Source organism: Pseudomonas sp. JC1203 (assembly GCF_056175065.1).
On record NZ_JBWCAM010000009.1, the window covers coordinates 105,653 to 116,119 of the forward strand.

Genomic DNA, 10,467 nt, shown 5'->3' on the forward strand with positions numbered 1-10,467 from the left:
CCTGCGCTCAGGGACGGGGCGCGTAGGCAAACACGTCGGCACGCATCTGGTGCGCATCCATGCCCGCCGCCACCAAGGCGTCCAGGGTGGCGTAGATCATGGCCGGCGAGCCGCTGGCATAGACGTGCACGCCAGCCAGGTCGGCAATGTCTTCGCAGACCGCTTCGTGCAGCATGCCGCAGCGGCCTTCCCACCCGCAGAGGTCGCTGACCACCTGGTGCAGGAACAGGTTGGGCAGCGCCTTCCACTCCTCCCAGTGCTCGATCTGATAGAAGTCTTCAGGCCGGCGCACGCCCCAGTACAGGTGCACCGGGTGCTTGAAGCCCTGGGCGCGGCAATGCTCGATCAGGCTGTGCATTTGCGCCATGCCGGTACCAGCGGCGATCAGCACCAGCGGGCCGTCCGGCAGCTCGGCCAGGTGGGTGTCGCCGAAAGGCAGTTCGACGCGGGCCATGCGGTTGCGCTGCAACTGCTCGATCAGGCTCTGGGCACTGGCTTCGCGCACCAGCACGTGCATTTCCAGGTCACGGCCGCTGTGCGGCGCCGAGGCCAGCGAGAACGCCGACTTGTCGCCGTTCTCGCGCTCGATCATCAAGTACTGCCCGGCGTGGTAGCGCGGCGGCTTGCCGGCCGGCGCACGCAGGCGCACGCGCCAGACGTCGCCGCCTACCGGAGTGCACTCGCTGAGCTGGCAGGCCAGGCTGCGCACGGGCAATTCGCCCAGCGCCAGCACGCCGTCCCACAGCACCACGCAGTCTTCCAGGGGCTCGGCGATGCAGGTGTAGATCTCACCGTGATCGCGCTGCTCCCCGTTCTGGAGCACACGCCCTTCCACCAGCAACGCCGAGCACACGTGGCAATTGCCGTTGCGACAGCTTTGCGGGCATTCGTGGCCCAGACGCTGGGCGGCTTCGAGTATCCGTTCGCCGGGCCGCGTGTCCAGCACCGCGCCCGATGGCTGCAAGGTTACGCGCATCAATCTATTCCTAGCTGGTTCCACAGTTCATCGATGCGCTTGGTAACGGCGTCGTCCTTGACGATCACGCGCCCCCATTCACGGGTGGTTTCGCCGGGCCACTTGTGGGTGGCGTCGAGGCCCATCTTCGAGCCAAGGCCCGACACCGGCGAGGCGAAGTCCAGGTAGTCGATGGGCGTGTTGTCGATCATCACCGTGTCACGCTTGGGGTCCATGCGCGTGGTGATAGCCCAGATCACGTCGTTCCAGTCCCGCGCATTGATGTCGTCATCGGTGACGATAACAAACTTGGTGTACATGAACTGGCGCAGGAACGACCACACTCCCAGCATCACGCGCTTGGCGTGGCCAGGGTACTGTTTCTTCATGGTCACTACCGCCATGCGGTAGGAACAGCCTTCGGGCGGCAGGTAGAAGTCGGTGATCTCGGGGAACTGCTTCTGCAGGATCGGCACGAACACCTCGTTCAGCGCCACGCCCAGGATCGCCGGCTCATCCGGCGGCCGGCCGGTGTAGGTGCTGTGGTAGATCGGCTTGATGCGATGGGTGATGCGCTCCACGGTGAACACCGGGAAGCTGTCGACCTCGTTGTAATAGCCGGTATGGTCGCCATACGGGCCTTCATCAGCCATCTCGCCGGGGTGAATCACCCCTTCCAGGACGATTTCAGCGCTGGCCGGCACCTGCAGGTCATTGCCACGGCATTTCACCAGCTCGGTGCGATTGTCGCGCAGCAGGCCGGCGAAGGCGTATTCCGAGAGGCTGTCGGGCACCGGCGTAACGGCGCCGAGGATAGTTGCCGGGTCAGCGCCCAAGGCTACCGATACCGGGAACGGTTGGCCTGGGTGTTTTTCGCACCATTCGCGGTAGTCCAGCGCGCCGCCACGGTGGCTCAACCAGCGCATGATCACCTTGTTGCGGCCAATGACCTGCTGGCGGTAGATGCCCAGGTTCTGGCGGTCCTTGTTCGGCCCGCGGGTGACGGTCAGGCCCCAGGTAATCAGCGGCGCGACGTCACCCGGCCAGCAGGTCTGCACCGGCAGCATGCCCAGGTCGACATCGTCGCCCTCGATGACCACTTCCTGGCACGCGGCGTCCTTGACCACCTTGGGGGCCATGGCAATGATCTTCTTGAAGATCGGCAGCTTGGACCAGGCGTCCTTCAGCCCCTTGGGCGGCTCGGGCTCCTTGAGGAAGGCCAGCAGCTTGCCGATTTCACGCAGCTCGCTGACGTCTTCGGCGCCCATGCCCAGCGCCACGCGGCCGGGGGTACCGAACAGGTTGCCCAGCACCGGGATGTCGTAGCCGGTGGGCTTTTCGAACAGCAGCGCCGGGCCCTTGCTGCGCAGGGTGCGATCACAGACTTCAGTCATTTCCAGCACCGGCGAAATCGGCACCTGGATGCGTTTCAACTCTCCGCGCTGCTCAAGCTGCTGCACGAAATCCCGAAGATCCTTGAATTTCATTGACCATGCCACTCGTAAAATAGGCGTACATCGTACCTGCTCCGGCGACGGCTGGCAGCCGCCGAACCGTCATTCTGCAGAATTGGCCTGGATTTGCGTGTCGGCCCGGCCCGCCGTCGCGCCCTGGAACAGCGGCGCCAGCAGCGGTTGCAGGTAAGTGGCCGCACCGTCGCCGTAATGGTTGGTATCCATATAGAGCGACTGGCCATTACTTTCGACCCGGCATATTCCATCCCTGGCGCAGAACAGCCCGGTAGGATCAATCACCCGCACCTGGGTATCCCGGGCCGCGAGGCCATTGAACAGCCGGTGAATGAATGCCTGGCGCGCCAGATGCTCGGCCACGGGCCGCCCGTCATCGGCCGCCGAGCGGCCGAGCATGGCCAGGCGGGTAAGACGCCAGGGCACCGGTTGTTTCTGCAGCGGCACTTCGGCCACCAGCCACACCCGGTGGCCATGCTGCCGCAGCCGCGCTACCAGGTCGCCCAGCCGTTGCGCCAGTTGCTGCTCGGCATACTGGCGGTCCGGCTTGCCTGAACGCGGGTCATGGAGCATGTAGGTGGTATCGCCATCCTCTTCACCATAAAGGTACAGGCTCCAGCGCGCTGCCAGCACCACGTCGCTTACCCCCGGCGTATCGCTCAGGGCCAGCATCTGCTGGTTGAACGCCTGGCAGGCGGGCTTGCCTTCAAGGCCCGGCACCGGAATGCACCCCGACTTGGCTGCCAGGGATATAGGCGTGGCATGGTGCTCGGCCGCCATTTTCAGGGCCGGCCCCAGGCCCGCTGCGTGACTGTCCCCCCACATCAACGTGCGCGGCACGCCTGCCCCTTGCGGGCCGAACCGGCAGACCGGCTTGGAATCGTTGAAGCCTGCCAGGCAGTCCCGCTCACCGCCGTCCCATTCCTTGGCCTGGGCGTAACGCAGCGCCTGCTCGGGCAGGCGCGCCGGCACCCCATCAGTCCAGCGCAGCGCCTGGCCCGCCACGCCCATCATCAGCATCAAGGCCAGCGCGCCGGCCAGCACTTGCCTCGGCGTGGCAGCTACCCTGGCCTGGCGCAGCGGCTGTTCCACCCAACGCCAGCTGGCATAGGCCAGCACCAGGCTGAACAGCACAAGGCCCGCCACCTGCCAGCCGGCCAGCCCATCCACTGCCGCGTAGCTGGCAAACACGTGCACCGGCCAATGCCACAGGTACCAGGAATAGGAAATCAGCCCGATACCCACCAACAACCGGGTGCTCAGCAAGCGCCCAACCCAGGTTGAATGCGCGCCGTTGGCCCATATCAACAGCAGCGTGCCCGCCACCGGCAGCAACGCGGCCGCACCCGGAAACGGCGTGCTGGCATCGAACAGCAGCGTGGCAGCCACCAGCATGGCCAGCCCGCAAAGGCTGGCGCCTTGATAGAGCCATGGTGCACGAGGCGCCTGCGCAGCCGGTGCCACCGCCAGCAGGGCGCCGGCCAGCAGTTCCCAGGCACGCATGGGCAGCAGGAAGAACGCCGCTGAAGGGTCGTGTTTCACCGCCCACACGCTCATGCCCAACGACACCAGCGCCAGCCCTAGCAACCACAGCCGCCAGCGCGGCGCCCAGCGCATCAGCAGCCCCAGCAGCAACGGGAAGACGATGTAGAACTGCTCCTCCACCGACAGCGACCAGGTGTGCAACAGGGGCTTGAGGTCAGAGGCCGTGTCGAAATAGCCATCCTCGCGACGGAACAGAATGTTGGAGGCAAACATGGCCTGGTAGCGCACGGTGCGGCCCAGGTCGCTGTAGTCATGCGGCGCCAGCAGGAACCAGCCTGCCACCAGGCTCGCCACCATGACCAGGCACAGGGCTGGCAGGATGCGCCGCGCCCGCCGGGTCCAGAAGTCGAGGAAGCTGAACTGCCCCGCTTGGCGTTGCCGCCAGATGATCGAGGTGATCAGGAAGCCGGAAATGACGAAAAAGATATCCACACCGACAAACCCGCCGGAAAACCCGGTGATGCCGAAGTGAAAAAGCACGACCACCGCTACGGCCAGCGCGCGCAGGCCGTCGATGTCGCGACGGTAAGACAGTACAGCCATGACAGTCCCTTGTTTTATTGTGAGCTCCCCGGTAGCGGGGGCCTCGCATCATAGAAGGGCTGGCCGTGTATCAGTTCCGAAAAGATGTAAAAAAAATGGCGCCCCGCGGGGCGCCATTTTTTCAAGCAGGCCGAAAGGCGCGCTTACTTGCGTTTCATCGACAGGAAGAACTCGTCGTTGGTCTTGGTCTGCTTCAGCTTGTCGACCAGGAACTCGATGGCGGCTACTTCGTCCATCGGGTGCAGCAGCTTGCGCAGGATCCACATGCGCTGCAGCTCGTCGTCGGCGGTCAGCAACTCTTCGCGGCGGGTGCCGGAACGGTTGATGTTGATAGCCGGGAAGACGCGCTTTTCCGCGATCTTGCGGTCCAGGGGCAGTTCCATGTTGCCGGTACCCTTGAACTCTTCGTAGATCACTTCGTCCATCTTCGAGCCGGTTTCAACCAGCGCGGTGGCGATGATGGTCAGCGAACCGCCTTCCTCGATGTTACGCGCAGCACCGAAGAAACGCTTCGGCTTCTCCAGGGCGTGGGCATCGACACCACCGGTCAGTACCTTGCCGGAGCTAGGAATGACGGTGTTGTAGGCACGGGCCAGACGGGTGATGGAGTCCAGCAGGATGACCACGTCCTTCTTGTGCTCGACCAGGCGCTTGGCCTTCTCGATCACCATTTCGGCAACCTGCACGTGGCGGGTTGGCGGTTCGTCGAAGGTGGAGGCAACCACTTCGCCGCGCACGGTGCGCTGCATTTCGGTCACTTCTTCCGGACGTTCATCGATCAGCAGCACGATCAGGTGAACTTCAGGGTTGTTACGGGTGATGTTCGACGCGATGTTCTGCAGCATGATGGTCTTGCCCGCTTTTGGCGGAGCGACGATCAGGCCACGCTGGCCCTTGCCGATTGGCGCGCACAGGTCGATGACGCGACCGGTGAGGTCTTCGGTGGAACCGTTGCCGGCTTCCATCTTCATGCGCACGGTAGGGAACAGCGGCGTCAGGTTTTCGAACAGAATCTTGTTCTTGGCGTTTTCCGGGCGGTCGAAGTTGATGGTGTCAACTTTCAACAGGGCGAAATAACGCTCGCCTTCCTTTGGAGGGCGGATCTTGCCGACGATGGTGTCGCCGGTGCGCAGGTTGAAGCGACGGATCTGGCTTGGGGAGACGTAGATGTCATCCGGGCCCGCGAGGTACGAAGCGTCAGCCGAACGCAGGAAGCCGAAGCCGTCCTGGAGAATCTCCAGCACGCCATCACCGGAGATTTCCTCGCCGCTTTTGGCATGTTTCTTCAACAGGGAGAAAATCACATCCTGCTTGCGCGAACGGGCCATATTTTCTATGCCCATCTGTTCGGCCATTTCGAGCAGATCGGTAATCGGCTTTTGCTTGAGTTCAGTCAGGTTCATAAGGGAATGACGTAATCATGTATGGAGGGAGAAATTAAGCTTTGGGCTTAATGAGGCCGCGCCGCAGAGAAGGCGACAGGATCGCGTACTAATTCGAGTAGGAGTGCGTCGGCGACGGCTTGCAGGGGGCACTAGAGATACTAGTGCGAGGCCGAATGTAACACCTGAATTTCTGGGCGTCTAGTCGTTCGCCCAAGAAAAAGCCCCGCAAGGTGCGGGGCTATTACCACTGGATATTTCAGCGCTATTACAGGCTGGCATCCAGGAAAGCGGCCAATTGCGACTTGGACAGGGCGCCGACCTTGGTCGCTGCCACTTCACCGTCCTTGAACAGCATCAGCGTAGGAATGCCACGCACGCCATGCTTGGCGGGGGTTTCCTGGTTGTCGTCGATGTTCAGCTTGGCGATGGTCACTTTACCTTCGTAGGTACCGGCGATCTCGTCCAGCACGGGTGCGATCATCTTGCATGGGCCACACCACTCAGCCCAATAGTCAACGAGGACAGGGCCCTTGGCCTTGAGTACTTGCTCCTCAAAGGTTGCATCAGTGACGTGCACGATTTTGTCGCTGCTCATAACGGGCTCCGCGGTCGAATTCTGGAAAAACGTCGCCCATCATAACGGCACAGGCGCCCTACAGGAAGCCGATGATGATTGTCTCTAACTATAGTGATTCCAGATTTGACCAATCGTTGTCAGGGCGCAACGAAGGCAATGCCGGTGCGCAGGGCCGCTGCGCGGATGTGTTCCTGCATGGCCCGGGACGCCGGTGCGGCGGCGTGACGCGCCAGCGCGCGAAGGATTTTGCGGTGTTCCTGCCAGGTCTCCATGGCCCGCTCGGCACGGATGAACGGCAGTTTCTGGCTTTCCAGGAAAATGTCGGCACTGGCGACCAGGATGCTGGCCATGGCCTGGTTGCCGCTGGCCACCAGGATGCGCCGGTGGAAGTCGAAGTCCAGGCGCGCCGCAGCCTCGAAGTCGCCCCCGCGCAGCTCGACGCGCATGGCCTCGACGTTGTCCTGCAGGCCGTCCAGTTCGTCGGCACTCAAGCGTACTGCAGCAAGGCCGGCGGCGAAGCTTTCCAGGGCGTAGCGCAGCTGGAAAATGTCTTCGGGCGTGGCCTGTGCCGCGAACGGCCAGGCCAACCCGGCCGGTGCGGCCTGCACCGCCCCCGCGGCCTGCACGAACACACCCTTGCCCGGCTGGATACTGACCACGCCCAGGGCGCTGAGGGTCGACAATGCCTCGCGCAGGGAGGCGCGGCTCACCCCCAACTGCTCGGCCAGGTCGCGCTGGGAAGGCAATGCCGCACCGGCCTCGAAGCCGTGTTGGCTGATCAGCTGGCGGATGCCCTGGATGGCGACCTCAGGTACCGCTCGGTTCATTGAATTGATCATGGGCGCGGGGCATTTCGGGCGTATGGAATAACTGTTGTAACGCCATTTTTTCCGCCTGGCAAATCACGCACTCTAACGGTTCACCCCCGTGTTTATTGCTCGAAACCGGTGCAACTGTTCAGACCAGTATGACCAACCAAAAGCCCGTGGCCAGGGGGTTACGCGTTCCTGGCATGGGCTGTGCACTGGGCATTGGCACTCACTTTCGGAGACCGTGCCATGATCCAGCGCTGTACCGCCCTGCTCACCGCTCTGTTCGCCAGCCTGATGCTTTGCCAGGCCCCCGCCCACGCCGACGGCCTGGAGGATGTGGTCAAGCGCGGCACCCTGAAAGTCGCCGTGCCCCAGGACTTCCCGCCGTTCGGCTCGATAGGCCCGGACATGAAGCCACGCGGCCTGGACATCGACACCGCGCAGCTGATTGCCGACCACCTCAAGGTCAAGCTGGAACTGACCCCGGTCAACAGCACCAACCGCATCCCCTACCTCACTACCGGCAAGGTCGACCTGGTGATCTCCAGCCTGGGCAAGAACCCCGACCGCGAGAAGGTCATCGACTTCTCCAGCGCCTACGCGCCCTTCTACCTCGCCGTGTTCGGGCCGCCCGACGCGCCCATCGCCAGCCTCGACGACCTCAAGGGCAAGACCATCAGCGTCACCCGCGGCGCCATCGAAGACATCGAGCTGACCAAGGTCGCCCCCGAGGGCGTGACCATCAAGCGCTTCGAGGACAACAACTCGACCATCGCCGCCTACCTGGCCAACCAGGTGGACCTCATCGCCAGCGGCAACGTGGTGATGGTGGCCATCAGCGAGCGCAACCCCAAGCGCATCCCGGCGCTGAAGGTGAAGCTCAAGGACTCGCCCGTGTATGTGGGCCTGAACAAGGACGAGCCGCAATTGCTGGCCAAGGTCAACGAGATCATTGCCGCGGCGAAGCAGGACGGCGCCCTGGAAAAGAATTCGCAGACCTGGCTGAAGCAGCCACTGCCCGCCGACCTCTGAGGTAGCAGACCCTATATGGCTTACCACTTCGACTTCGCCCCCGTACTGGCCAACACCGACCTGCTGCTCAAGGGCGCGCTGTTCACCCTGGAACTGACAGCCATCGGCGCCCTGCTGGGCGTGAGCCTGGGGATCATTGGCGGGGTGGTGCGGGCGTGGAAAATCCAGCCGTTCGCGCGGCTCTTCGGCGTCTATGTGGAACTGATCCGCAACACACCGTTCCTGGTGCAACTGTTCTTCATTTTCTTCGGCCTGCCGTCCCTGGGCGTGCAGATCAGCGAATGGCAGGCGGCGGTGCTGGCCATGGTGGTGAACCTGGGCGCCTACAGCACGGAAATTATCCGCGCCGGCATCCAGGCCATTCCCCGCGGCCAGCTGGAAGCCGCCGCCGCGCTGGCCATGAGCCGCGCCGAGGCGTTCCGCCACGTGGTGCTGGTGCCGGCGCTGGGCAAGGTGTGGCCGGCCCTGAGCAGCCAGATCATCATCGTCATGCTGGGCTCGGCGGTGTGTTCGCAAATCGCCACCCAGGAGCTGAGCTTCTACGCCAACTTCATTCAGTCGCGCAATTTCCGCGCCTTCGAGACCTACCTGCTGACCACCCTGGTGTACCTGGCCATGGCCATGCTGATCCGCGCCTTGCTGAACTGGCTGGGCCGCCGTTACCTTGCAAGGAGCCGCTGATGGATTTCACCTTATGGGATATCGTCCGCAACCTGCTCACCGGCCTGCAGTGGACCCTGGCCCTGAGCCTGGTGGCCTTTATCGGCGGCGGCCTGATCGGCCTGCTGGTGATGACGATGCGCATCAGCGCCAAGGGCCTGCCCCGTGGCATTGCCCGTGGCTATATAGAGCTGTTCCAGGGCACGCCGCTGCTGATGCAGTTGTTCCTGGTGTTTTTCGGCGTGGCGCTGCTGGGCATCGATATTTCGCCCTGGGTAGCCGCCGCGCTGGCCTTGACGCTGTTCACCAGCGCCTACCTCGCCGAGATCTGGCGCGGGTGCGTGGAATCCATCGGCAACGGCCAGTGGGAAGCCTCCGCCAGCCTGGCCATGACGCCCTATGAACAACTGCGCCACGTGATCCTGCCCCAGGCCCTGCGCATTGCCGTGGCGCCCACCGTGGGCTTCTCGGTGCAGGTGGTGAAGGGCACTGCCGTCACCTCGATCATCGGCTTTACCGAACTGACCAAGACCGGCGGCATGCTCGCCAACGCCACCTTCGAACCCTTCACCGTCTACGGCCTGGTGGCGCTGGGCTACTTCGCCCTGTGCTACCCGCTGTCGCTCAGCGCCCGCTACCTGGAAAGGAGACTGCATGCCACTGCTTAGAATTTCCGCCCTGCACAAATACTATGGCGACCACCACGTGCTCAAGGGCATCGACCTGACCGTGGAAGAAGGCCAGGTAGTGGCCATCATCGGCCGCAGCGGCTCGGGCAAGAGCACCCTGCTGCGCACCCTCAATGGCCTGGAGTCGATCAACGACGGGGTCATCGAGGTGGACGGCGAATACCTGGACGCCGCCCGGGCCGATTTGCGCAGCCTGCGCCAGAAGGTCGGCATGGTGTTCCAGCAGTTCAACCTGTTCCCGCACCTGAGCGTGGGCGAGAACGTGATGCTGGCGCCGCAGGTGGTGCAGAAGGTGCCCAAGGCCAAGGCCGCGGCGCTGGCCCGGCAGATGCTCGAACGGGTGGGCCTGGGTGACAAGTTCGACGCCTTCCCCGACCGCCTGTCGGGCGGCCAGCAACAACGCGTGGCCATTGCCCGCGCCCTGGCCATGTCGCCCAAGGTGCTGCTGTGCGACGAGATCACCTCGGCGCTGGACCCCGAGCTGGTCAACGAAGTGCTCAGCGTGGTGCGCCAGCTGGCCCAGGACGGCATGACCCTGATCATGGTCACCCATGAAATGCGCTTTGCCCGTGAAGTCGGCGACAAGCTGGTGTTCATGCACCAGGGCAAGGTGCACGAGGTAGGCCACCCCAAGCAGCTGTTCGCCGAACCGCAGACGCCGGAACTGGCCAACTTCATCGGCATGCAGCACGCCTGACCCGCCCCCCCCCCCCCGCGGCCGCTGCTACATCCTGTGGGAGCTGGCTTGCCAGCGAGCTGTTGGGGCCATAAAAGCTCGCTGGCAAGCCAGCTCCCACAAG

At 63.6% G+C, this 10,467-nt stretch carries 10 protein-coding genes; 4 read left to right on the plus strand and 6 right to left on the minus strand.

The window, feature by feature from the left end:
* Window positions 1–7: 7 nt before the first annotated feature.
* The 6 genes from AC0SZ7_RS15310 to AC0SZ7_RS15335 all read right to left on the minus strand — a co-directional run bounded on the left by AC0SZ7_RS15310 (window position 8) and on the right by AC0SZ7_RS15335 (window position 7,310).
* The gene (locus AC0SZ7_RS15310) at window positions 8–976 is read right to left on the minus strand and encodes a CDP-6-deoxy-delta-3,4-glucoseen reductase (protein WP_475505179.1); all 969 of its coding nucleotides are present in this window, start codon (window positions 974–976) and stop codon (window positions 8–10) included.
* Entirely contained in the window at window positions 976–2,442 is a 1,467-nt protein-coding gene (ubiD, locus tag AC0SZ7_RS15315; protein WP_416421901.1) for a 4-hydroxy-3-polyprenylbenzoate decarboxylase, read from the minus strand. The genes AC0SZ7_RS15310 and ubiD overlap by 1 nt, the downstream gene beginning before the upstream one ends.
* 69 nt (window positions 2,443–2,511) lie before the next feature.
* Entirely contained in the window at window positions 2,512–4,512 is a 2,001-nt protein-coding gene (locus AC0SZ7_RS15320; protein ID WP_475505180.1) for an acyltransferase family protein, read from the minus strand.
* A gap of 143 nt (window positions 4,513–4,655) precedes the next feature.
* A complete protein-coding gene (gene rho / locus AC0SZ7_RS15325; protein ID WP_027979976.1) occupies window positions 4,656–5,915 on the minus strand; it encodes a transcription termination factor Rho in 1,260 nt (419 codons plus the stop codon).
* A 247-nt stretch (window positions 5,916–6,162) separates the two neighbouring features.
* Complete coding sequence (gene trxA / locus AC0SZ7_RS15330; protein ID WP_027979977.1) at window positions 6,163–6,492, minus strand: thioredoxin TrxA; 330 nt, start codon at window positions 6,490–6,492, stop codon at window positions 6,163–6,165.
* A 119-nt stretch (window positions 6,493–6,611) separates the two neighbouring features.
* Window positions 6,612–7,310 (minus strand): FadR/GntR family transcriptional regulator, encoded by a 699-nt coding sequence (locus tag AC0SZ7_RS15335; protein ID WP_475505300.1) that lies wholly within the window; start codon window positions 7,308–7,310, stop codon window positions 6,612–6,614.
* 222 nt (window positions 7,311–7,532) lie between these two features.
* Between AC0SZ7_RS15335 and AC0SZ7_RS15340 the strand changes: the two genes are divergently transcribed.
* Genes AC0SZ7_RS15340 through AC0SZ7_RS15355 form a run of 4 tightly spaced genes read left to right on the plus strand, consistent with a single transcriptional unit; the run spans window position 7,533 to window position 10,364 of the window.
* Window positions 7,533–8,318: a transporter substrate-binding domain-containing protein gene (locus AC0SZ7_RS15340; protein ID WP_475505181.1), complete on the plus strand. Its 786-nt coding sequence runs from the start codon at window positions 7,533–7,535 to the stop codon at window positions 8,316–8,318.
* 15 nt (window positions 8,319–8,333) lie between these two features.
* Window positions 8,334–8,999 (plus strand): amino acid ABC transporter permease, encoded by a 666-nt coding sequence (locus AC0SZ7_RS15345; RefSeq protein ID WP_475505182.1) that lies wholly within the window; start codon window positions 8,334–8,336, stop codon window positions 8,997–8,999.
* A complete protein-coding gene (locus tag AC0SZ7_RS15350) occupies window positions 8,996–9,646 on the plus strand; it encodes an amino acid ABC transporter permease (RefSeq protein ID WP_475505301.1) in 651 nt (216 codons plus the stop codon). The genes AC0SZ7_RS15345 and AC0SZ7_RS15350 overlap by 4 nt, the downstream gene beginning before the upstream one ends.
* Window positions 9,633–10,364, plus strand: a complete 732-nt coding sequence (locus tag AC0SZ7_RS15355) for an amino acid ABC transporter ATP-binding protein (RefSeq protein ID WP_416421897.1) — start codon at window positions 9,633–9,635, stop codon at window positions 10,362–10,364. Before AC0SZ7_RS15350 ends, AC0SZ7_RS15355 begins: the two co-directional genes overlap by 14 nt.
* Window positions 10,365–10,467 lie beyond the last annotated feature (103 nt).

What these genes read in the sequence shown, in the direction of transcription:
- AC0SZ7_RS15310 (WP_475505179.1), bottom strand. Translation starts at nt 976, where the DNA reads ATGCGCGTAACCTTGCAGCCATCGGGCGCGGTGCTGGACACGCGGCCC.
- ubiD (WP_416421901.1), bottom strand. Translation starts at nt 2,442, where the DNA reads ATGAAATTCAAGGATCTTCGGGATTTCGTGCAGCAGCTTGAGCAGCGC.
- AC0SZ7_RS15320 (WP_475505180.1), bottom strand. Translation starts at nt 4,512, where the DNA reads ATGGCTGTACTGTCTTACCGTCGCGACATCGACGGCCTGCGCGCGCTG.
- rho (WP_027979976.1), bottom strand. Translation starts at nt 5,915, where the DNA reads ATGAACCTGACTGAACTCAAGCAAAAGCCGATTACCGATCTGCTCGAA.
- trxA (WP_027979977.1), bottom strand. Translation starts at nt 6,492, where the DNA reads ATGAGCAGCGACAAAATCGTGCACGTCACTGATGCAACCTTTGAGGAG.
- AC0SZ7_RS15340 (WP_475505181.1), top strand. Translation starts at nt 7,533, where the DNA reads ATGATCCAGCGCTGTACCGCCCTGCTCACCGCTCTGTTCGCCAGCCTG.
- AC0SZ7_RS15345 (WP_475505182.1), top strand. Translation starts at nt 8,334, where the DNA reads ATGGCTTACCACTTCGACTTCGCCCCCGTACTGGCCAACACCGACCTG.
- AC0SZ7_RS15355 (WP_416421897.1), top strand. Translation starts at nt 9,633, where the DNA reads ATGCCACTGCTTAGAATTTCCGCCCTGCACAAATACTATGGCGACCAC.